17 protein-coding genes are annotated in these 21,883 nt (G+C 71.7%); 3 read left to right on the forward strand and 14 right to left on the reverse strand.

Going from position 1 to position 21,883, the window contains the following annotated elements:
• Positions 1 to 152 precede the first annotated feature (152 nt).
• Both ACWGKQ_RS30395 and ACWGKQ_RS30400 read left to right on the forward strand, forming a co-directional pair.
• Positions 153 to 1,355: a sensor histidine kinase gene (locus tag ACWGKQ_RS30395; RefSeq protein ID WP_453295202.1), complete on the forward strand. Its 1,203-nt coding sequence runs from the start codon at positions 153 to 155 to the stop codon at positions 1,353 to 1,355.
• Positions 1,352 to 2,029, forward strand: a complete 678-nt coding sequence (locus tag ACWGKQ_RS30400; protein WP_453295203.1) for a response regulator — start codon at positions 1,352 to 1,354, stop codon at positions 2,027 to 2,029. The genes ACWGKQ_RS30395 and ACWGKQ_RS30400 overlap by 4 nt, the downstream gene beginning before the upstream one ends.
• 7 nt (positions 2,030 to 2,036) lie before the next feature.
• Here the strand turns inward: ACWGKQ_RS30400 and ACWGKQ_RS30405 are convergent, their stop codons facing one another.
• The 11 genes from ACWGKQ_RS30405 to ACWGKQ_RS30455 form a co-directional block, all read right to left on the reverse strand.
• Positions 2,037 to 3,215, reverse strand: coding sequence for an SUKH-4 family immunity protein (locus ACWGKQ_RS30405; protein WP_453295204.1), 1,179 nt, complete (start codon positions 3,213 to 3,215; stop codon positions 2,037 to 2,039).
• A 196-nt stretch (positions 3,216 to 3,411) separates the two neighbouring features.
• A complete protein-coding gene (locus ACWGKQ_RS30410; RefSeq protein WP_453295271.1) occupies positions 3,412 to 3,912 on the reverse strand; it encodes an AAA family ATPase in 501 nt (166 codons plus the stop codon).
• A 32-nt stretch (positions 3,913 to 3,944) separates the two neighbouring features.
• Entirely contained in the window at positions 3,945 to 6,257 is a 2,313-nt protein-coding gene (locus ACWGKQ_RS30415; protein WP_453295205.1) for a xanthine dehydrogenase family protein molybdopterin-binding subunit, read from the reverse strand.
• Positions 6,254 to 7,900, reverse strand: a complete 1,647-nt coding sequence (locus ACWGKQ_RS30420; RefSeq protein ID WP_453295206.1) for a 2Fe-2S iron-sulfur cluster-binding protein — start codon at positions 7,898 to 7,900, stop codon at positions 6,254 to 6,256. The genes ACWGKQ_RS30415 and ACWGKQ_RS30420 overlap by 4 nt, the downstream gene beginning before the upstream one ends.
• Positions 7,897 to 8,790, reverse strand: coding sequence for an FAD binding domain-containing protein (locus ACWGKQ_RS30425; RefSeq protein ID WP_453295207.1), 894 nt, complete (start codon positions 8,788 to 8,790; stop codon positions 7,897 to 7,899). The genes ACWGKQ_RS30420 and ACWGKQ_RS30425 overlap by 4 nt, the downstream gene beginning before the upstream one ends.
• A 667-nt stretch (positions 8,791 to 9,457) precedes the next feature.
• Positions 9,458 to 11,086: a beta-N-acetylhexosaminidase gene (locus ACWGKQ_RS30430; RefSeq protein ID WP_453295208.1), complete on the reverse strand. Its 1,629-nt coding sequence runs from the start codon at positions 11,084 to 11,086 to the stop codon at positions 9,458 to 9,460.
• A 1-nt stretch (position 11,087) separates the two neighbouring features.
• Positions 11,088 to 11,933 (reverse strand): carbohydrate ABC transporter permease, encoded by an 846-nt coding sequence (locus ACWGKQ_RS30435; RefSeq protein ID WP_453295209.1) that lies wholly within the window; start codon positions 11,931 to 11,933, stop codon positions 11,088 to 11,090.
• 5 nt (positions 11,934 to 11,938) lie between these two features.
• The gene (locus ACWGKQ_RS30440) at positions 11,939 to 12,925 is read right to left on the reverse strand and encodes a carbohydrate ABC transporter permease (protein ID WP_453295210.1); all 987 of its coding nucleotides are present in this window, start codon (positions 12,923 to 12,925) and stop codon (positions 11,939 to 11,941) included.
• On the reverse strand, positions 12,922 to 14,214 hold the full coding sequence (locus tag ACWGKQ_RS30445) for an extracellular solute-binding protein (protein WP_453295211.1): 1,293 nt from the start codon (positions 14,212 to 14,214) through the stop codon (positions 12,922 to 12,924). Before ACWGKQ_RS30445 ends, ACWGKQ_RS30440 begins: the two co-directional genes overlap by 4 nt.
• Before the next feature lie 234 nt (positions 14,215 to 14,448).
• The gene (locus tag ACWGKQ_RS30450; protein WP_453295212.1) at positions 14,449 to 14,733 is read right to left on the reverse strand and encodes a DUF3039 domain-containing protein; all 285 of its coding nucleotides are present in this window, start codon (positions 14,731 to 14,733) and stop codon (positions 14,449 to 14,451) included.
• Between the two features lie 52 nt (positions 14,734 to 14,785).
• Complete coding sequence (locus ACWGKQ_RS30455; RefSeq protein WP_453295272.1) at positions 14,786 to 15,358, reverse strand: YqgE/AlgH family protein; 573 nt, start codon at positions 15,356 to 15,358, stop codon at positions 14,786 to 14,788.
• A gap of 251 nt (positions 15,359 to 15,609) precedes the next feature.
• Between ACWGKQ_RS30455 and murA the strand changes: the two genes are divergently transcribed.
• Positions 15,610 to 16,950 (forward strand): UDP-N-acetylglucosamine 1-carboxyvinyltransferase, encoded by a 1,341-nt coding sequence (gene murA, locus ACWGKQ_RS30460; protein ID WP_453295213.1) that lies wholly within the window; start codon positions 15,610 to 15,612, stop codon positions 16,948 to 16,950.
• A gap of 167 nt (positions 16,951 to 17,117) precedes the next feature.
• Here murA and ACWGKQ_RS30465 read toward each other — a convergent pair whose 3' ends face one another.
• From ACWGKQ_RS30465 to ACWGKQ_RS30475, 3 genes are all read right to left on the reverse strand, one after another.
• The gene (locus ACWGKQ_RS30465; RefSeq protein ID WP_089106629.1) at positions 17,118 to 17,399 is read right to left on the reverse strand and encodes an HU family DNA-binding protein; all 282 of its coding nucleotides are present in this window, start codon (positions 17,397 to 17,399) and stop codon (positions 17,118 to 17,120) included.
• Positions 17,400 to 17,718: 319 nt separating this feature from the next.
• Complete coding sequence (locus ACWGKQ_RS30470; RefSeq protein WP_453295214.1) at positions 17,719 to 19,122, reverse strand: malic enzyme-like NAD(P)-binding protein; 1,404 nt, start codon at positions 19,120 to 19,122, stop codon at positions 17,719 to 17,721.
• 397 nt (positions 19,123 to 19,519) lie between these two features.
• Entirely contained in the window at positions 19,520 to 21,883 is a 2,364-nt protein-coding gene (locus ACWGKQ_RS30475) for a HelD family protein (RefSeq protein WP_453295215.1), read from the reverse strand.

Here is a 21,883-nt window from a genome sequence, read left to right on the forward strand (position 1 = left end):
GGCCGGCCGATCGCGCCCCCGGCCCCCTCTAACTCGGTGCCGCTCGGCTGGCTGGTCACGCCCGCGTTCCCGTGGCTCGCCTGGCGCCGCGGGCACCGGGTGCCCCGCCGGCGCCGGGACGTCCCGGCCGGCGCCGTCGCTACACTGCCCCGGTGATCGGTCCTCGGCAGGTGCCCGGCTGGTGGCACCGGCTCGACGTCACGGTCCGGGATCTGCCGCTCGGGCTGCTGCTCCTGGCCGGATCGTTCCTGCCTGCCCTGCACGGCAAGGGGACCCAGGTCGGGGACCTGCCGACCCGCCCCTTCGACGCGCTGACCGTCGCGGTGCTCGGCCTGGAGTGCCTGCCGCTGGCCGTGCGCAGGCGGTGGCCGGCTGTCTCGCTCGCCCTGGTCTGCCTCGGCTTCGCCGTCGACCAGCTGCGCGGCTACCACTCGGTCGCGGGCACCGCGCTGCCGCTCGCCCTGATCAGCACCGGCGTCCATCTGGAACGGCACCGGCGGGCCACCGCGCTCGTGTTCTCCGCGGCCTACGTGCCGTTGGCGGTCGCGCTGCACCGGCTGGGCTCGGGGGGCGAGACGCCGGGCGGGTTCATGACGTTCTATCTGGTGCTGGTCCTCGCGTGGGGCATCGGGGCATGGCTGCGCTCCACCCGGGCCGCGGAGGCCGAACACCGGCGGCGGGTCGCCGAGGACACCCGCACCGCCGAGCGCACCCGTATCGCCCGCGAGCTGCACGACGTGGTGACCCACCATGTGACGGCGATGGTTGTGCAGGCGGAGGCGGCCCGGTATCTGACCGCCGCGCCGGAGCGTCTCGACCAGACGCTCACCGCGGTCACCGACACCGGGCGGCGGGCCATCTCCGACCTGCGTCATCTGCTCGACCTGCTCAATCCCGACCACGGCACCGGTGCCGGTACCGGTACCGGTACCGGTACGGGTGGTACGGGGGTCAGGGCGCCGGTCGCCGGCCGGCTGGTCACGCTGGTGGAGCAGACGCGGCGGGCCGGGCAGCCGGTGGAGTTCACCGAGGAGGGCACGCCGACCCCGTCGGCCGGCAGCGCCGACCTGGTGGCCTACCGGGTGGTGCAGGAAGCCCTCACCAACGCCCTCAAGTACGCCCACGGCAGCCGCACTTCGGTGCGGGTGCGCCATGGCGAGAAGGAGATCACCGTGGAGGTCGGCACGGACGGGCCCGGTGCGGCCCCTGCGTCCCGGGGACCCGGCGGGAGCGGGCGCGGGCTCGCCGGTCTGCGGGAGCGGGTGGCCCTGCTGGGCGGCGAGTTCAGCGCGGGCCGGCAGGCGGACGGCGGGTTCGTCGTCCGGGCCCTGATACCCCTGGGGAACCCGGCGTGACCGCCTCGGGCGAGGCGGCACCGATCCGGGTCCTGGTCTGCGACGACCAGGTGCTGATCCGCACCGGCCTTGCGACGATCATCGACGCCCAGCCCGACCTGGAGGTGGCGGGCGAGTGCGGGGACGGGCAGGCCGCGGTCGACCTCGCCGGCCGGCTGCGCCCGGACGTCGTGGTGATGGACGTCCGGATGCCGGTCCTGGACGGCATCGAGGCCACCCGGCTGCTCGCCGGTGCCGGGGTGCCGCATCCGGTGAAGGTGCTCGTGGTGACGACGTTCAACCTGGACGAGTACGTCTACGAGGCGCTGCGCGCGGGCGCCAGCGGCTTCCTGCTCAAGGACGCGCCGCCGGACCGGCTGCTGCACGGCATCCGGACCGTGGCCACCGGCGCGGCCCTGCTGGACCCGGAGGTGACCCGGCAGCTCGTGGGCCGCTATGCCGCCCGCATCCGCCCCGTCGACGGCTCCACTCCGCAGGGCGTTCCGCTGACCCCGCGCGAGCTGGAGGTGCTGCGGCTGATCGCGGACGGCCTCTCCAACGGCGAGATCGCCGCGGCCCTGGTGCTCAGCCCGGAGACCGTCAAGACCTTCGTGTCCCGCATCCTCGCCAAGCTGGGTCTGCGCGACCGCGTCCAGGCCGTCGTCTACGCCTACCGCCAGGGCCTGGTGACCTGACCCGCCGCTACAGCACCCCGCCGGCCTCGTCCTGGAACAGCTCCGTCCAGTAGTGCCAGTCGGCGTCCGTCGTCGCGGGCGTGGGGTCGATGGTCGCGAGGGTGTGGAGCATGGTCGCGGCGAGCTGGTCGTAGGCCTCCGTGGTGAGTTCGTGGTGCAGGTGCTCGTCGATGGTGCGCTCGTGGTGCAGGAGCCAGAGGGTGTAGGCGAGCGTGGAGATGTCCGTGTTGAGGGGGTAGAGGGTCGCCTCGGGCTCGGAGAAGTTGAGGATCGCGCCCGTGGTGCCGTCCACGACGAGGCTGTTGTCCTCGACCAGGTGACCGAGGCGTATGAGCCGGTCGGCGTGGGCCGGGAGGTCGTCCAGGGGGAAGCCGCCCGGGTGGATGTCGGTGAAGTACTCCCGGAGCGTGGGCAGCGGGGCGTCCGGGTCGAGGTGGAAGAGGACCGCGTCCTCCGGGAGGCCGGTCTCACGCAGGAAGCGGCGGGTCGGCTGGTGGGTGAGCGTGGGCGGGAAGTCGACCTCCTCGAAGCGGGCCACCCGGCCCTGCCCGAACTCCTGGTCCAGAAGCCGGGCCGGCAGGTCGACGGCCAGCCCGGAGCCCGTGCCGGGGCCCGCGACCAGGCTGAGCGGGCGGATCAGGGCCGTCGCCTTCCAGTACGGCGGGACGTGGCCGGCCGTGCCCTCCTCGAAGAGCTCCAGGAGCTTGCGGGTCGCCTCGGTCGCCGCCTTGGTGCCGTGAGTCCCGGCGAGGGAGGCGAAACGGCCGCGCAGGCCGGTCAGTTCCTCGGTGACCGCGGCGAAGCGCAGCAGCGTCTCCAGCGAGGGTGCCAGCGGGCGCGGGTCGGTGGGGTCGATCAGGTAGGCCGAGGTGATCTCGCCGGTACCGCCGTCGAGGAGGATCGACTCGGTGTCCAGGCCGACCGGGGCCAGCAGCTCCCCGATCACCAGGCGGTCCCGGAGCTCCTCCGCGAGCCGGGACGGGCCGTCCGTGACGTCCGCCAGGGTGCGCAGGCCGACGGTGCGCAGCGGCTCGAACGTCAGCAGGCCGCCGCTGTCGGGCAGTCCGGGGCCGGTGAGCCAGCTGCGGGTAGGTTCGTGCGTGATGTAGCGGTCCATTTCAGCCTCGGTCAGCGTGATCGTCGCCGCACCGCTGCCGGTCGTGCCGGTCGTGCTGATCGTGCTCATCGCTGCCCCCGCGATCAAAGAGTTCAAGCCGTGCAAGTGGATCAAATGGGTCAGGTGGGTCAGGTGGGTCAAGTGATGCGTCGTGCGTGGAAGTCAGCAGGGCATGGCGGGTTGTCCGGGCTTCCCCTCCGGAACGGCCGTCCCCACTGCCCAGAACACTACGCCGCGGCACTGACAACGCCCCGCAGAAGAGACGTCAGGCGACCCTCGTCCGTTCCGTCCCGGTGAGAATCGCCTCCACCGTCTGTGCCACGGTGAGTGCCGAGGTGTCCAGCCACAGTCCCAACGGCTCGGTGCGCAGGCGTAGTTCCGCGTCCAGGTCGGCGATCGTCCACCCGGCCCCGTAACCGGTCTTCGACCGCCCCGCCTCCCGCCGCGCCACCGCCTCGGGGCTCGGTGCGAGGACGACGACGTGCAGCGGGCGGGTGCGGATCCGCTCGACGTACGACGCCAGCTCCGGCCCGATCAGCACGTCCTGGACGATCGCCGTGAAGCCGGCCTCGGCGTACGCGTCCGCGGTGGCCGCCGACAGCCGGTAGCGGAGGTGGAGCTGGGCCGTGGCCTCCTCGGCGGCGTCGGGGGTGTAGTCCTGGCGCCCCGAGACGATCATGCGGCGGAAGACGTCGCCGCGGACGTGCGCGGCCCGGGGCAGCCGCTCGGCCAGCGCCTGCGCGACCGTGGACTTCCCCGCCGCCATCACTCCGGCGATCACCACGACCCCGGAGAGGCTCACTGGCCGGTGACGACCGCCGCCTGCGGGCGGATCGGGAGGCGGTTGACCGGGCGGCCGGTGGCCGCGCGGACGGCGGAGGCGACGGCCGCCGGGGACGTCACCACCGGCACCGCGCTGACCGACTTGGCGCCGAAGGGGGCGACCACGTCCCGTTCCTCGACGAGCTTGACGATCCGGATGTCGGGCGCGTCGAGGGCGGTCGGCAGGGCGTACCCGGTGAGGTCGGGGTGGCGGATCAGACCGCGCGGAGTGCGCAGGTTCTCCGTCAGGGCGATGCCCACGCCCTGCGTGACCCCGGCCTCGATACGGGCGTTGAGCTGCGCCGGGTTGAGGATCCGGCCGACGTCCTGGGCGACGGCCAGCTCCACCACCCGCACCGACCCCAGCTCGATGTCCACGTCCACCACCGCGCGGATGGCGCAGAAGGCGAGGCCCACGAAGGCGTCGCCCTGGCCGTCGGCGTTCAGCGGCTCGGTCGGATGCGGGCGGCACTGGGCCGTGGCCCACAGCTCCTTGCCGTCCAGCGCCTCGGTGACGGTGGTCGACAGGACGCCGTCGTACGACGTGATCTTGCCGTCGGTGATCTGGAGCAGCTCGGTCGACATGCCGAACTTGTGCGCCAGGGGCTGCAGGAGCTGGGTGCGGACCATCTTGGCGGCGCGTTCGACGGCGCCGCCGGAGACCCAGGTGTGGCGGCCGCGGCAGCCGGCGCCGGCCGGCGGCTGGTCGGTGTCGACGGGCGCGACATGCACCTCGTCGATGCCGAGGGTCTCCTGGACGATCTGGCGGGCCAGCGTGGTGAAGCCCTGGCCGGTCTCCACGGCCGCGCAGAGCACGGTCGCGATGCCGTCGTGGACCTTGACGGTGGCCGTCGAGACCTCGTCGGCGCCCTCCGCGCCGAGCATGTGCACCATGCCGAGGCCGTAGCCGACACCGCGGCGCACCGCGCCCGGCTCGCCCGCGCCCTCGGGGCCGCCGGGCAGCAGCCACTCGTCCTCGGGCGAGTCCTTGGGCAGCGCGGGGAGCGGGAAGTCCCGTACCGCCTGGAGGAGTTCGGCCACCGGGGCCGGGCAGGTCACGGTCTGGCCGATGGGGAGCACGTCCCCGGTGGCGAGGGCGTTGCGCAGGCGGATCTCGGCCGGGTCGAGGCCGAGCTTCTTCGCCAGCTTGTCCATCTGCGCCTCGTAGGCGGCGCACACCTGCATGGCGCCCTCGCCGCGGACGTGGCCGGAGGGCGGGTTGTTGGTGCGGACCACCCAGCCCTCGATGAAGGCGTTCGGGACGACGTACGGCCCGCAGGCGAAGGAGACGGCGGCGGCCAGGGACTCGGCGGAGGTGTCGGCGTACGCGCCCGCGTCGAGCAGGATCTGCGCCTCGACCTTGACCAGCTTGCCCTCGGCGTCGGCGTGGTGCCGGTAGCGGAGCAGGGTGGGGTGGCGGTGCGCGTGGCCCAGGAACGACTCCTCGCGGGTCGCCGTGAGCTTGACGGGGCAGCCGGTCTTCAGGGCGAGCAGGCCGAGCGGCAGCTGGAAGCCCTGGTCCTCGCGGTCGGCGGTGGCGCCGGGCACCCCGGTGACGACGATCTTCACCTGTTCGAGGGACAGGCCGTAGCAGGCGGCGGCCGTGTTGCGGTCGGTGTGCGGGTCGGTGGAGGCCAGGTACAGCTCGACCCCGCCGTCCGGGCGGGGCACGGCGAGTCCGGCCTCGGCGCCGATGGGGGCGGGGTCGGCGCGGCCGATGCGGTACTGGCCCTCGACCACGATCTCGCCGGTCGCGTCCGGGTCGCCGTGCTGGAGCGGGATGTGCCGGATCAGGTTGCCGTCGGGGTGCAGCGGCTCGGCCTCGAAGGACTGCTCGGGGTCGATGACCGGGTCCAGCACCTCGTACTCGACGATGACGGCGGCGGCGGCCATGCGCGCGGTGTCCGGGTGGTCGGCGGCGACGGCCGCGATGGGCTCGCCGTGGTGCCGTACGACCTCGGAGGCGAAGACCGGGCGGTCCGGGGTGCCCCGGCCGTGGCGCGGGGTGCCGGGGACGTCCTCGTGGGTGACGACGGCCCGTACGCCGGGCATCTCGCGCGCGTGGCTGGTGTCGATGGACACGATGCGCGCGTGCGGGTGCGGGGAGCGCAGCACGGCCGCCCACAGCAGGCCCTCGGCCCACAGGTCGGCCGCGTACGGGAAGGTGCCCTCGGTCTTCGCGCCCGCGTCGGCGGCCGGCAGCGACACGCCGAGGCCGTGCGGCAGCGGCTCGGGGGCGGGGACGGGCGTCTCCGCGGCGGTGGTCGTGGTGACGGTCTCGTTGGTCACGCCTGGCCTCCGTCCGGGCCGTAGGGCTGGTCGTCGTAGCTCTGGCTCTGGTCGTCGAACGTCTGGTTTCCGCCGAACGTCTGGTTCCCGCCGTAAGACTGGTCGCCGCCGAACGACTGGTTGCCACCGAACGTCTGGTTCCCGCCGTAAGACTGGTCGCCGCCGAACGACTGGTTGCCACCGTACGACTGGTCGTACGACTGCTCGTGCGGGACCCGGATTCCGGCCCCGAAGGTGCCCGGGGAGTCGAACGCCGACGCGTTGACGCCGCCGGCGCCCGGTCCCGCCTGATGCGGAATACGTGCCTCGTCGCCGTCCGTCTCAGCGTCGGCGGCGGAGTGTGCCTCGCGTTCGGCGACGACCTCGTTGACGGCGTCCAGGACGCCCCGGTAGCCGGAGCAGCGGCAGAGGTTGCCGCACAGGGCCTGGCGGGCCTCCAGTTCGGTGGGGGCCGGGTTGCCCGCCAGCAGGTCGTGGACGGTCATCGCCATGCCGGGGACGCAGAAGCCGCACTGGACGGCTCCGCAGCGGGCCAGCGCGCGCTGGACGTCCGAGGGGCGGCCGTCCTGGGCCAGGCCCTCGACCGTACGGACCTCGCTGCCGGCCGCGGTCACCGCCGGGACCAGGCAGGAGGCCACGAGCCTGCCGTCGACCTGGACGTTGCAGGCGCCGCATTCGCCCTGCGAGCAGCCGTCCTTGGCACCGGCGAGGCCGAGGCGTTCACGGAGGACGTACAGGAGGGACTCGCCGATCCAGGCGTCGGTGACGGGGCGGTCCGCGCCGTTGACGCGCAGGACGTAGGAGGCGAGGGGGTGGTCGTCGACCGCCTCGGCCTCGCCTTCGGCGTGTTGGTTCCCGTCCGCATCGCCCGTGACGGTTTCGTCGTCGGGTGCGGGTGGCCCCTGTGGGGCGGATTCACCGTCGGCGGTCTGCGGGCGGGCCGCCTCGTGGGCCGGGTCGGCTGCGCCGGTATCGAACGCCTCGCCCTCTTCGCCCCTTTCGCCCCCCGTCGGCGCGTCGGCCACAGGCGGCACACCGGCGGCCCCGGAGGCGAGACCGGGGGCTCGCGTGTCGCCGCGGCCCGCGGGGGGCTCAGCGGGCGATCCAGGGGCCTTCGCGGGGTGCTCCCACGCGGGAGCCTCGGTCGCCCAGGGCGCGGACGCCCCGCCCGGCAGGGTCGACGGCGGCGCGCCGCCCCACTGCTCCATGAGCGCGGATGTGGTGAACTCGCCCGATTCGTCCGGAGCGTCGCCGGTCGCGACGGGGATCGACCACTGGCCGGTCACCTCGTGACCGGGCGCGGGCGGCGGCTCCTCGTAGGTCCACTGCTGCGTCGAGGCCGGGTTGTACGTGAACCGGTCGTCGGCGGGCTGCTCCTGCGGGACCGCGTTCGGGTCGGGCCACCGGGTGCCGTCGGCCGGCGCGCCCCAGCCGTCGGTGCCGGGCGCGGCCGTTATCTGCGGCGGCACATAACCGTGCCCGGGCGCGGCCAGGGGGCTGTCGGCGGACAGCAGGGCCTCGATGCCGCCCTCGGGGAGCTTCACGAACGCGGTCGCGCCGTCGTCGTAGTCGCCCTGGGGCAGCGGGTTCCAGCGGCCGCCGCCGCTTGCGGGCGCGCCCTCTCCGTGCTGGTCGTCGGTCATGACAGCGCCCTCCCCAGTGCTCGTCGGGCCAGCGCGGCGACGGTGCGCCGCAGGTGCAGTACGGCGGGCGGAAGCGGCGGCACCGAGCCGTCGGGCTCGGGGGCCGGGTCCGGGATGCAGGCGGCCGCGACGTACTCGCCGAAGGCGCTCAGCGCCTCGGGGACGAGCGCGCGGTCGTTGTCCCAGTCGATCAGCCGGGCCACCCACTGCTCGGCGTCCAGCGGCCTGAGCGGCATCGGCGCTATGGCGCCGACGGCGCATCTGACGCCGCGCCGCGCGGGGTCGAGGACGAGCGCCACGGAGGCCACCGAGCGGCCCGGTCCGGTGCGGCCGGTCGCCTTCAGGAAGACCTGCGGGGCGTGCAGCAGCGGCACCCGCACAAAGCCGATCAGCTCGCCCGCGCGGAGCATCTCCACGCCGGCCAGCAGATGCGACACCGGGATCTCCCGGCGGGATCCGCCCGGCCCCGCGATGATCAGCGTCGCCTCCAGGGCGGCGAGGACCGGCAGCGCATCGCCCGTCGGCGCGGCGGTGGCGATGTTGCCGCCCAGGGTGCCGGCGTTGCGGATGTGCGGGGGGCCGGCGGCGCGGGCGGCGGCGGCGAGCGCCGGGATCAGGGCCGCGAAGTCGGGGCGGCCCATGCGGGCGTGCGTGAGGCCGGCGCCGAGCAGGGCGTTGCCGTCCTGGTACTGCCAGCCGCGGATCTCGCTGATCCGGCCGAGGCCGACCAGGGCGGCGGGCCTGAGCTGTCCGGAGTTGACGGCAGCCATCAAGTCGGTGCCGCCGGCCACCGGGACCGCGGCGGGCATGGCGGTGAGGGCCGCCACGGCTTCGTTCAGCGTCGTGGGCAGCGTGACGGACTGCGCCGCCTGCGGTGCGTGCGTGGTCAAAACCGGCTGCCCCTTCCCGCTGCCCCACCTGGTCCCACCTGTGTGGCCGTACGGTACGTGCTCACAGGGCGGACGTGGCAACTCTGGCACATCTTCGCAAGCCTCGAACGCACGGGTCCGCTAGGAGGCATTCGCCCACCTGATCGGCCACTTGGTCCGTTTCCGCCCGCTATCACCTGTGCACGTCGATTGACACTCTTCGGTGACTCCTGGGGCCTTTTCCCACTACGCGTTCGGAGCGAGGAGAACGACCCGGGAGAGCCCGAAGAGCCCGACCGGAACGACACCGACCAGAGGGCGGACCGAACCGGCGAAAGGCGCGAACGAAACCGACAAAACGCCCGACTCGACCCGAGCCGCCGGGAGGCCAGGGCCGAACCGGCGGAGGACCGGCGCCGAACCGGCGGAACACCAAGGCCGGGCCGACCGAACACCGAAGCCGGACCGGCCAAGGACCCGAGCCGGACAACGACCGAAGACCGAAGCCGAGCAGGTGCAAGGCCGGAGCGGGACCGGCGCAAGGCCAGGGCACGGACCGGCGAAACACCGGAACCGCGCCCGCCCAACACCGAAGCCGAACCGGCCCAACACCGAAGCCTGACCGGCCAAGGACCGAAGTCGAACCGGCAAAGGACCGGAGCCGGGCCGGTCAGGGGGTGGTTGGGGGTCAGCGGTTCGGGGGTGGGCCGGGGAGGGGGCGGCCGGGGACGTCGGGGCGTTGTTGCCAGGGGAGGGGGCCGGTCGGGGGGCGGTAGGCGACGCCCAGGGCGTCGAGTCGCCGGTAGTGCGTGGTCATGCGGCGCTCGAAAGCGGCGAAGTCCCGCTCGCCCGGGGCCGGGAGGGCGCTCCAGGCGACCTCGGCGAAGGCGGCCAGCCGGGGGAAGGCCTGGTAGTCCACGCGCGCGTGGTCCTCCATCACCTCGGTCCAGACGTTGGCCTGGGTGCCCAGGATCCGCTCCGCCTGGGATTCGTCCAGTTCCGGTGGAACGGGCTCGAACCGGTACACGTCCTCCAGGGTGCGGACGTAACCGATCGGCACCGGCTCGTCCGCACCGTCGGCCTGACGGTGATCCAGGTACACGTACTGCTCGGGGCACATGACGACGTCGTGTCCGGCCCGCGCGGCCGCGATCCCGCCGCCGTAACCGCGCCACGACGAGACCGCCGCGCCCTCGGCGATCCCGCCCTCCAGGATCTCGTCCCAGCCGATCAGTCTGCGCCCGCGCGCGGAAAGCCACTTCGCGAAGTGGCCGACGAACCACGCCTGCAACTCGTCCCCGTCGGCGAGCCCGAGTTCCTTGATGCGCGCCTGCGCGGCCGGCGAGACCCGCCACTGGTCCTTGCGGCATTCGTCGCCGCCGATGTGAATGAACTCCGACGGGAAGAGACCGAGCACCTCCTCGAACACCCCCTCGTAGAAGCGCAGGGTGTTGTCGGTGGGGGCGAGTACGTTCGGAGAGATCCCCCAGGAGTCCCAGACGGAGAGGGCTGTGGTGTCGATGACGTCGGTGTTGCCGAGTTCCGGATACGCGGCGATGGCGGCCTGCGAGTGTCCCGGTACGTCGATTTCGGGGACGACCGTGATATGGCGCTCGGCCGCGTAGGCGACGATCTCCCGGATGTCGTCCTGGGTGTAGAAGCCACCGTGCGGCTTCTCCTCCCACAGCGGTGAGGCCCGGTGACCGAATTTCGTACGGGTCCGCCAGGAGCCGACCTCGGTGAGCCGGGGGTGGCGCTCGATGCGGATGCGCCACCCTTGGTCGTCCGTCAGGTGGAAGTGGAAGACGTTCAGTTTGTGCGCCGCCATGAGATCCAGGTAGCGCAGGACGCCTTCCTTCGGCATGAAGTGCCGGGCCACGTCGAGCATGAGGCCGCGCCAGGCGAATCGGGGCGAGTCCTGGATGTGGCTGAGCGGCAGCCGCCAGGAACGGCCGGGCAGCGGGGCACGCCGATACGCGTCCGGACCGAGCAGCTGACGCAGCGTCTGGGCGCCCCAGAAAAGCCCGGCGGGTCCGCCGCCCACCAGATGCACCCCGGTGGGCATGACCGCGAGGCGGTAGCCCTCCGCACCGAGATCCTCGGTGACCGACGCGTCGACGGTCAGCCGGATGACATTGCCGTCCGCGCCTCCGCCGGGCGGCAGCGGCAGGCCGGTGGCCGCCCCCAGGGTGGCCCGCAGCCAGCGCTCCGTACGCTCCGCGCCCTCCCCCGCCGCCAGTTCGGTGTCCGCGCCCAGTTCGAAGAAACCGCCCCCGTAGGACGCCACGTACCGGGGCTCGGGAATCACATCCGCCATGTCAGTCCTTAACCGCTCCGCCCAGTCCCGAGACCAGGCGTCGCTGTACGAGTACGAAGAACACCAGCACCGGAATCGTCATCACCGTGGAGGCCGCCATCACACCGCCCCAGTCGGGGTCGTCGGGCTTGAAGAACACCAGCAGCGCCATCGGCAGCGTGGACTGCGAAGTGTCGCTGATGATGAAGGACTTGGCGAAGAGGAAGTCGTTCCAGGCGGAGATGAAGGAAAACACGCTCGTGGCCACCAGGCCCGGCAGGACGAGCGGGAAAAGGATCTGCCAGAGAAAGCGCGACCGGCTCGCCCCGTCGATGTACGCGGCCTCCTCCAGCGCCTCAGGCACCCCTTTCACGAACCCCCGCAGCATCCAGATCGCGAAGGGCAGCGAGAAGGCGATGTGGGGCAGGATCAGCGAGCCCAGCGTGTTCAGCAGACCGAAGTCCCGCATCTGGAAGAAGAGCGGGATGGTGAGGGCCTCCACGGGCACCATCTGGGCCACCAGAAACATGATCAACAGGGTGGTACGGAAGCGGAACCGGAATCGGGTCACGGCGGTCGCGGCGAGAAAGGCGATCAGCGCCGAGACGATGACCACACTGCCCGCGACGACCAGACTGTTGACGAAGTAACGGCCGAATTCCTGCTGCCCGAACACCCGCCGGAAGGAGTCCAGAGAGGGCGAGAGGGTCCACGGCCGGGGCCGGTCCGACTCGATCTCCCCGGCCGGTTTGAAGGCGCCCAGCACCATCCAGTAGAGCGGGAAGGCGACCAGTACGGCGATCGCCAGCGCCGCCCCCTCGGCGGCCAGCCGCCCCGGCCGCCGTACGAAACCGCGCACAGGATTCACGACGGTCACAGCTCCTCCCCCTGCCGGCGCAGCAGCCGCAGGTAGACCAGGGTGACGGCGAGCAGGACCAGCAGCGTGACGACACCGATGGCGGCGCCAAGACCGTACTGCGAGGAGGCGAAGGCCTGCTGGTAGGCGTACACGTTGAGCACCAGGTTCTGCCCGGCGATCCCGCCCCCGCCGGTCATCACGTAGATCTGCGTGAAGATCTTGAAGTCCCAGATCACCGACTGGACGGTGACGACCGTCAGGATCGGCCGGAGCATCGGCGCCAGCACCGACCGCCAGATCCGCCACTGCGAGGCCCCGTCCAGCGCGGCGGCCTCCAGCACCTCGGACGGTACGGCGCGGATCCCGGCGTACACGGTGACCATGACGAACGGGAAGGAGCACCACACCACTTCGAGCAGCACCAGGAAGAAGGCTGAGTAGCGCCCGTACGTCCAGGAGTGGTCGCCGAGGCCGAGCAGCCGGTTCACCGGCCCGAAGTCCGGGTCGAAGAGGAACAGCCAGACGGTCGACCCGGTCACCGCAGGGGTCGCCCACGCCCCCAGCGCGGCCAGCATCAACGCCAGCCGCGGCAGCGCCCGCACCCGCGTCAGCAGCACGGCGAGCGCACAGCCGACGGCGAGCGTCGACACCACACAGGCGGCGGCGAAGCCGAGGGTGGCCAGCAGCACCGACCAGAACTGGTCGTCGGAGAAGACGTCCGAGTAGTTGCCGAGTCCGACGAAGGCAGTGGGTTCTCCGCCGCTGACCTGAGCCTGGGTGTACCGGAAGACGGAGATCAGCCCGAGTTGGTAGATGGGGTAGACGAGCAGCCCCCCGAGGACCACGAGAGCAGGGGCGAGATACAGCCAAGGGCTCCATCCAGCGCCTCCGAAGGGGCGCTGGGCTGTATTGACTTTGCGGCTACCGCCGCGCGGGCGCGACCAGCCCCCACGCACCCGCAGCCGCGCACGAACCGCGACCCCCGCCCCATTGGGCGTCATCCGGCGGAACCAAACGCCGCGTCCATCTTCTTCGCCGCCTCCTCCGAAGCAGCCGCCACGCTCTTTTTCCCGCTGATGACCTCCTGGAACATCGTCGGCAGCACCAGCGACGAATCGATCTGCGACCACCCGGCAGAGGCCGGCACGAACTTCGTCCCGGCGGACAGGGTCTGTACGAACGGCTTCACGAACGGCTCCTTCGCGGCCGCCTGGTCACGGATGTCCTTGAACGTCGGCAGAAAACCCATCGCGTCGAACATCGCCGCCTGCGTCTTCTTGGAGGTCAGCTCCTCCATCAGCTGGACGGCCAGCGTCCGGTGCGTCGTGCTCTTCAGCACCCCGATGTTGTTGCCGCCCGCGAAGGCCGGCGCGACCGAGCCGGCCGTGGCCCCCGGCAGCGGCACCACCGCGTACTTGCCCTTGACGCTCCCCGCCTCCACGGCCGCATGGCTGAAGTCGCCCCCGATCGCCATGGCCGCCTTGCCGGCCGCGAACGCGGTGACCGTGTCGTTGCCGCCGAAGCCCGCGCACTTGGCGGCCGGGCAGTTGTCGTCGCCGAAGAGGGACGTGTACGCCTTGATGCCCTTCTGCGCGGCCGCGCTGTCGATCGCCGAGGTATACGAGCCGCCCTCGGCGGTGGCCAGTTCGCCGCCGTCGGCCCAGATGAAGGGCATCGCGCCGTAGGTGTAGGCGCCGCCGACGACCAGGCCGTACAGGCCGGGCTTCGCCTTGTGGACGGCGCGGGCGGTGGAGGCCAGTTCCGCCATGGTCGTCGGCGGCTTCAGGCCGAGTTCCCGGAAGACGTCCGTGCGGTAGTAGAGGGCGCGGACGCCGACGTAGAAGGGGGCGCCGTAGACCTTGCCGGCGACGGTGACCGACTGCCTGGCCGTCGGGTCGGTGTCCTTGGCCGCGGGCCAGGCCGCGAACTCCCTGGTGATGTCGAGGAGACCGCCATCGTGGACGTAACCGGCGGTGTCGGTGTTGCCGTACTCCATGACGTCGGGGGCCGAGGCCGGGTCGTTGAAGGCGGCCTTGACGCGCTGCGCGCGCGTGTCGACCGGGATGTACTCCACGTCGACCTTGGTACCGGTGTGCGCCTTCTCGAATGCGGCGACGACCGAGTCGACGACCTTCTGCTTCGGGTGGTTGCCGACCTCCTGGAAGAGCCACACCCGCAGGGTGCCGCTCTTGTCGTCCTTGTCGGAGGCGGAGTTGGAGGAGGTCTGCGGGGCGCAGGCGGCGGCCAGGAACAGGGCGCCGACGAGGAGTGCGGGGACGGGGAGCTTCATGGAGTGACCCTCCGGGAGCGCGCTCAAGCACGGGGTCGTTGCAAGGTATGCAACGGCTGTTTCGCTCTGCACAACATCACGGAGGCTAGGGACTACATGAACACGTCGACAAGAGGTCTCAACCACTCTGTGACCGCGGGACGCACTCCGTGCAACGCGCGGGTACGACAAAGGCCCCGGAGCACGCCAAAGCGTGCCCGGGGCCTCCAAGAGCCGAGCTGTCGGACGGGTGGGTTACTTGTCCTTGCCCTTGCCGTCGCCGTCGCCGCCGGCGCCCATGGACTCGTAGATCTCCTTGCACATGGGACACACGGGGTACTTCTTCGGGTCGCGGCCGGGCACCCACACCTTGCCGCAGAGCGCCACGACGGGGGTGCCGTCGAGCGCGCTCGCCATGATCTTGTCCTTCTGGACGTAGTGGGCGAAGCGCTCGTGGTCGCCGTCGCCGTGGGACACCTGCGGTGTCGGTTCTACGAGGGTCCCCGTACCAGTCCCGCGCTCGGGCTCAAGAGTGCTCATAAATGCCAAGGGTACTGAAGCGTCCGGGCAACGGTTGAGAGAAGGCCCGGCGTCAGTTGAGCGAGGGGTCGTCCGGGTAGGTGGCGACCATCGCGAGCTCGTTGCGCTGGCGGCGCAGCACCGCGCGCCAGAGTCTCTCCGGGGACGGGGAGGAGACGTCGCCGGGTTCGGACTCGACGACGTACCAGGCACCCTCGACCAGTTCGTCCTCCAGTTGGCCGGGGCCCCATCCGGCGTAACCGGCGAAGATTCTCAGGGATCCGAGGGCCGAGGCGAGCAGTTCCGGCGGGGCCTCCAGGTCGACCAGGCCGATCGCGCCGTGCACCCGGCGCCAGCCGAGCGGGGCGCGGTCGCCGTTCGTGCCGCCGGGGATGACCGCCACGCCGAGCGCGGAGTCCAGGGACACCGGGCCGCCCTGGAAGACGACCCCCGGCTCGCCTGCGAGGGAGGCCCAGCCCTCCAGGATGTCGCCGACGTCCACGGGGGTGGGGCGGTTGAGGACGACACCGAGGGAGCCCTCCTCGTCGTGGTCGAGAAGGAGCACCACCGCGCGGTCGAAGTTCGGGTCCGCCAGGGCGGGCGTGGCCACGAGCAGCCGCCCTGTGAGCGAGGACACCTCGGTCATGGCAGACATGATCCCGCATCTTCCCGTCCCGTGGGGAGCCAATCAGGGTGTGGGAGTGAATGCAGCTCAGGGCGGAAGGGAGCGCCCCCGGCGCACGGTGACCGGCGGTGACCCCATGTGCCCGATTAGGCACCGTTCGTGTTGTGACACAGCTATGACGTAGCTGGGTGGTCCTCGGGCTTACGGGAGTGGGCCGATGGGCGATTACTCTGTCTTTCCTGCCCTGCCCAACTCCATGGAACGCGAGATTCATGACCGTCAACGACGATGTCCTGCTTGTCCACGGCGGCACCCCGCTGGAGGGCGAGATCCGGGTCCGCGGTGCGAAGAACCTCGTACCGAAGGCCATGGTCGCCGCCCTGCTGGGCAGTGCACCCAGTCGGCTGCGCAACGTTCCGGACATCCGTGACGTGCGGGTGGTGCGCGGCCTGCTGCAGCTGCACGGGGTGACGGTGCGTCCGGGCGAGGAGCCCGGTGAGCTGGTGCTCGATCCGACGTACGTGGAGAGCGCGAACGTCGCTGACATCGATGCCCACGCGGGGTCCAGCCGGATCCCGATCCTCTTCTGCGGCCCGCTGCTGCACCGGCTCGGCCACGCCTTCATCCCCGGCCTGGGCGGCTGCGACATCGGCGGCCGGCCGATCGACTTCCACTTCGACGTGCTGCGGCAGTTCGGCGCGACCATCGAGAAGCGGGCGGACGGCCAGTACCTGGAGGCGCCGAAGGGGCTGCGCGGCACGAAGATCCGGCTGCCGTACCCGTCCGTCGGCGCGACCGAGCAGGTGCTGCTGACGGCCGTACTCGCCGAGGGTGTCACGGAGTTGTCGAACGCGGCCGTCGAGCCGGAGATCGAGGACCTCATCTGCGTGCTGCAGAAGATGGGCGCGATCATCGCGATCGACACCGACCGCACGATCAGCATCACCGGGGTGGACAAGCTCGGCGGCTACACCCACCGGGCCCTGTCGGACCGTCTGGAGGCCGCGTCCTGGGCGTCGGCGGCGCTGGCGACGGAGGGCAACATCTACGTCCGGGGCGCCCAGCAGCGCTCGATGATGACGTTCCTGAACACCTACCGGAAGGTGGGCGGTGCCTTCGAGATCGACGACGAGGGCATCCGCTTCTGGCATCCGGGCGGCCAGCTGAAGTCCATCGCCCTGGAGACGGACGTGCACCCGGGCTTCCAGACCGACTGGCAGCAGCCGCTCGTCGTGGCCCTCACCCAGGCCACGGGCCTCTCGATCGTCCACGAGACGGTCTACGAGTCCCGCCTCGGCTTCACCTCCGCGCTGAACCAGATGGGTGCTCACATCCAGCTCTACCGCGAGTGCCTGGGCGGCTCGGCCTGCCGCTTCGGCCAGCGCAACTTCCTGCACTCGGCGGTCGTCTCCGGCCCCACCCGGCTCCAGGGCGCCGACCTGGTCATCCCCGACCTCCGAGGCGGCTTCTCCTACCTGATCGCCGCCCTCGCGGCCCAGGGCACCTCCCGCGTCCACGGCATCGACCTCATCAACCGCGGCTACGAGAACTTCATGGAGAAGCTCGTCGAGCTGGGCGCGAAGGTGGAACTGCCGGGCAAGGCCCTCGGCTGACGCCTGGAGGAGACGGTACGACGATGGGGCGGCCCCTGGTGGAGGGGCCGCCCCATCGTCATTTTCGGCGGCATCGGCGAACGCGTCCCGAAGGGGCGCGGGGAACTGCGCGGCCAGCCACGACGGGCCCGCAGTCACCCACGGCGCTCAAGCGAAGCGCCTCGGGCCTACTTGCCCTTGGCGGATTCCTTCAGCTTCGAGCCCGCGGAGACCTTCACGCTGTACCCGGCGGGGATGTTGATCGGCTCGCCGGTCTGGGGGTTGCGCGCGGTGCGAGCGGCACGGTGAGTGCGCTCGAAGGTCAGGAAGCCGGGGATGGTGACCTTCTCGTCGCCCTTGGAGACGATGTCGCCGACGACGTCGGCGAAAGCGGCCAGCACGGCGTCGGCGTCCTTGCGAGTCACCTCGGCACGGTCGGCCAGCGCGGCCACCAGCTCACTGCGGTTCATGTTGTTACTCCCGTGTTCTTCTTGCCATTGAGGCGTGCCACGCGGCGGAGCCGCATGTTGGGCCGGGACGCATCCTGCCCCCACCTGCGGCGGGAACGCCAATCCGGGTGCCGCCAATACCCTACGGGTGGGCCGAAGGGGGGGTTTCACGACGCGCCGGTCGGATGGCGTGGCAAGTTTCACAAACGTTTGCCTGGGGGCTGCTGCCCCCAGACCCCCGCATCATGCGGGTGGGCGTCGTGTTTCGGGTGCCGGCCGGTGGGGGCTGGTCGCGCAGTTCCCCGCGCCCCTGACGGGGCGCTTCCGGCAAGGGCGCTCGTCAGGCGCCCTTCGCGGCCTCCCTGACCGCGCCCGCCACCGCTCCCGCGACCTTCTCGTTGAAGACGCTCGGGATGATGTAGTTCGGGTTCAGCTCGTCCTCCGTGACCACGTCGGCGAGGGCCTTCGCGGCCGCGAGCATCATGTCCGTGTTCACGGTGCGGGACTGCGCGTCCAGGAGGCCTCGGAAGACACCCGGGAAGACCAGCACGTTGTTGATCTGGTTCGGGAAGTCGGAGCGGCCGGTGGCCACCACGGTGGCCGTCTGGCGGGCGATCGCCGGCTCCACCTCGGGGTCGGGGTTCGCGAGTGCGAACACGATCGCGCCCTCGGCCATGGCGGCCACGTCGTCGCCGTCGAGGAGGTTCGGGGCGGAGACGCCGATGAACACGTCGGCGCCGCGCACGGCCTCCTTGAGGGTGCCGGTCAGGTTCTCGTGGTTGGTGTTGTCGGCGATCCAGCGCAGCGGCGAGTCCGCCGGGGCGTCCACCAGGTCCTCGCGGGCGGAGTGCACGACACCGTGGATGTCGGCGACGACGGCGTTCTTCACGCCGGCCGCGAGGAGCAGCTTGAGGATGGCCGTACCGGCCGCGCCGGCGCCGGACATGACGACCCGGATGTTCTCAATCGCCTTGCCGGTGACGCGAAGTGCGTTGGTCAGGGCGGCGAGGACGACGATCGCGGTGCCGTGCTGGTCGTCGTGGAAGACGGGGATGTCGAGGGCCTCGCGGAGGCGGGCCTCGATCTCGAAGCAGCGGGGGGCGGAGATGTCCTCGAGGTTGATGCCGGCGAACCCGGGGGCGATCGCCTTGACGATCTCGACGATCGCGTCGGTGTCCTGGGTGTCGAGGCAGAGGGGCCAGGCGTCGATGCCGGCGAAGCGCTTGAAGAGGGCCGCCTTGCCCTCCATGACGGGCAGCGCGGCCTTCGGGCCGATGTTGCCGAGGCCCAGGACCGCGGAGCCGTCCGTCACGACCGCAACGGAGTTGCGCTTGATGGTGAGGCGGCGCGCGTCCTCGGGGTTCTCCGCGATCGCCATGCACACGCGGGCCACGCCCGGGGTGTAGATCATGGAGAGGTCGTCACGGTTGCGGATGGGGTGCTTGGACTGCATCTCGATCTTGCCGCCGAGGTGCATGAGGAACGTACGGTCCGAGACCTTGCCGAGGGTGACGCCCTCGATGCCGCGCAGCTGCTGGACGATCTGGTCGGCGTGCGCGGTCGAGCTGGCCGCGATGGTGACGTCGATACGGAGCTTCTCGTGGCCGGACGCGGTGACGTCGAGGCCGGTGACCGAGCCTCCGGAGGACTCCACGGCGGAGGTGAGCTGCGAGACGGAGGTTCCGCTCGCGGGCACCTCCAGCCGGATGGTCATCGAGTAGGAGACGCTGGGCGCCGTTGCCATGGCCGACTTCCTTCGTTGTTTCACCGTGTCGCTGGTTTTGCCGTCCGATCGTCGCACCTACCGTCGGGTAGGCGTTAGCCGGGCCTGATTGCGTACGTATTGTTCGCGCAGAAAAGAGGCCCACATCACACGGTGACGTGGGCCTCTTCCTACGTTCATGACACCGACCCGCCATGCTCGCCTCGCGGCAAGTGGTCGCTCGCAGCGACGAAGGTTGGGCCCGGGGGCTTGGATCGGGCCGGTGTCACGACAAGGCTAACAAACGGATCCCGCGCGGCCATTCCCGTCCGCGGACTTCACAGGAAACCTCCGCCGAACGGGCCTGCCGCGGCCGCCGGCACCGGCCCCGCGGTCAGTCCCGGTCAGTCCCCGGTCAGTCCCCCGTCGGTCCCCGCGGTCAGTCCCTGAGCAGGTCCGGGACCCCCGCCGGGTCCGGCTCGTCCCGTTCCCCGGAGACCACCGTCAGCTGCTGGGTCGCCCGGGTGAGGGCCACGTACAGCACCCGCAGCCCGGCCGGGGACTCGTCGGCGATCTCCGCGGGCGAGACGACGACCGTGGCGTCGTACTCCAGACCCTTGGCCTCCAGGCTGCCGAGGGCCACCACCCGGTCGCCGAGCCCGGCGAGCCAGCGGGCGGCCTCGGCGCGCCGGTCCATGGCGACGACCACGCCGACCGTGCCGTCGACCAGGTCAAGGAGCCGCTCGGCCTCGGCGCGCACGGTCTTCTCCAGCGAGTCGCGCACGACGGAGAAACGCGGTTCGACGCCGGTGGAGCGGACGGCCGAGGGGGCCTTGGAGCCGGGCATGGCGAGGGCCAGCACCTTCGCGGCCAGTTCGGCGATCTCGGACGGGTTTCGGTAGTTCACGGTGAGCTCGAAGCGGCGGCGCGGGCGGCTGCCCAGGGCCTCGTCGCGGGCCTCGGCCGCCTCGTCCGGGTCGGACCAGGAGGACTGGGCCGGGTCGCCGACGACCGTCCAGGTGGCGTGCCGGCCGCGGCGGCCGACCATCCGCCACTGCATCGGGGTGAGGTCCTGCGCCTCGTCGACGATGACGTGGGCGTACTCCACCCGCTCCTGGGCGAGCCGCTCGGCGCGCTCGCGCTGCGACTCCTCGCGCACCGGCATCAGCTCCTCCAGGCCGGTGAACTGGTCCAGCGGGTCCGCCTCGCGCTTCTTCCGCGGGCGGGCGGGGGTGCCGAGGATGGCCTGGAGCTCGTCCAGCATGGCGATGTCGTGCACGGTGTGGCCGTCCCGCTTCAGGGAGCGGGCCACCCGGCGGATCTCGCCGGGGTTGAGGACGCGGCGGGCCCAGCGGCCGAGGCGTCTCTCGTCGGTCATGGCCGTGAGCACTGTCCGCGGGGTCAGCTCGGGCCACCAGGCGTCGAGGAACTCGATGAAGGAGTCCTCGGTGACGATGTCCTCGTCGAAGGAGGAGCGCAGCTCGGCGGCGAGCTCCGGGTCGGTGTGCCGGCCGGCCGCGCCGGAGCGGGCCCACAGGGCGTCCAGCAGGAGCTTGCGGGCGCGGGGGCGCAGCAGGTTGACCGGGGCGGTGCCGCCGAGCGCGTTGTGCCGGATCCGGTCCAGCTCCTCGGCCTCCAGCTCGATACGGCGGTTGAAGGCGACGACCCGGAGCCGGGTCGGTGAATCGTTCAGCTCCAGGGCTCCGCGGGCGGCCTTGCGCAGCACCCGGAGCATCCGGGAGGAGCCCTTGGCGCGGGCGGTGGCCGGGGTGTCGTACAGGGTGGCCTCGGCGCCTTCGGCGAGGGAGCCGATGGCGCGGATGGCGACCTGGCCCTCCTCGCCGAGGGACGGCAGCACGCCCTCGGTGTACGCGACAAGGAGCGGGGTCGGGGAGACGATCAGGATGCCGCCCGCGTACCGGCGCCGGTCCTGGTAGAGCAGGTAGGCGGCCCGGTGCAGGGCGACGGCCGTCTTGCCGGTCCCCGGGCCGCCCTCGACGTAGGTCACGGAGGCGGCGGGGGCGCGGATGACCAGGTCCTGCTCGGCCTGGATGGAGGCGACGATGTCCCGCATGGTGTGGCTGCGGGCCTGGCCGAGGGCGGCCATCAGGGCGCCGTCGCCGATGACGGGCAGGGTGTCGCCGTCGAGGAAGGCGGTCAGCTCGGGGCGCATCAGGTCGTCCTCGACCCCGAGGACCCGGCGGCCCTTGGAGCGGATGACCCGGCGTCGTACGACACGCCCGGGATCCACCGGAGTGGACCGGTAGAAGGGCGCGGCGGCCGGGGCCCGCCAGTCGATGACCAGCGGGGCGTAGTCCTGGTCGAGGACGCCGATCCGGCCGATGTGCAGGGTCTCGGCGATGTCGGCGGTGTTGTCGGCGCGGACCGCGCCCTCGGCGGGTTCCACGGCGGTGTAGGCGCCGTCGGGGCCCTTCTTGCCGTCCTTGCCGAGGAGCAGGTCGATACGGCCGAAGAGGAAGTCCTCGAACTCGTTGTTGAGCCGGTTCAGGTGGACGCCCGCCCGGAAGACCTGCGCGTCCCGCTCGGCGAGCGCGCCGGGTGTGCCCACCTGGCCGCGTTTGGCCGCGTCGTTCATCAGGAACTCCGCCTCGTGGATCTTCTCCTCGAGGCGGCGGTACACCCGGTCGAGGTGTACCTGTTCGACGCTGATCTCACGGTCTCGAACGGAGTCCTGGACAAAGTCCTGTGCGGAGTCCTGTACGGCGTCCCGGACGGAGTCCTGTGCGGAACTCCGTTCGGAGCCGTGCGAGCCGACCGCGGATTGCTGAGCCTGAGCGGCCAC

Source organism: Streptomyces sp. NPDC054770 (assembly GCF_053611985.1).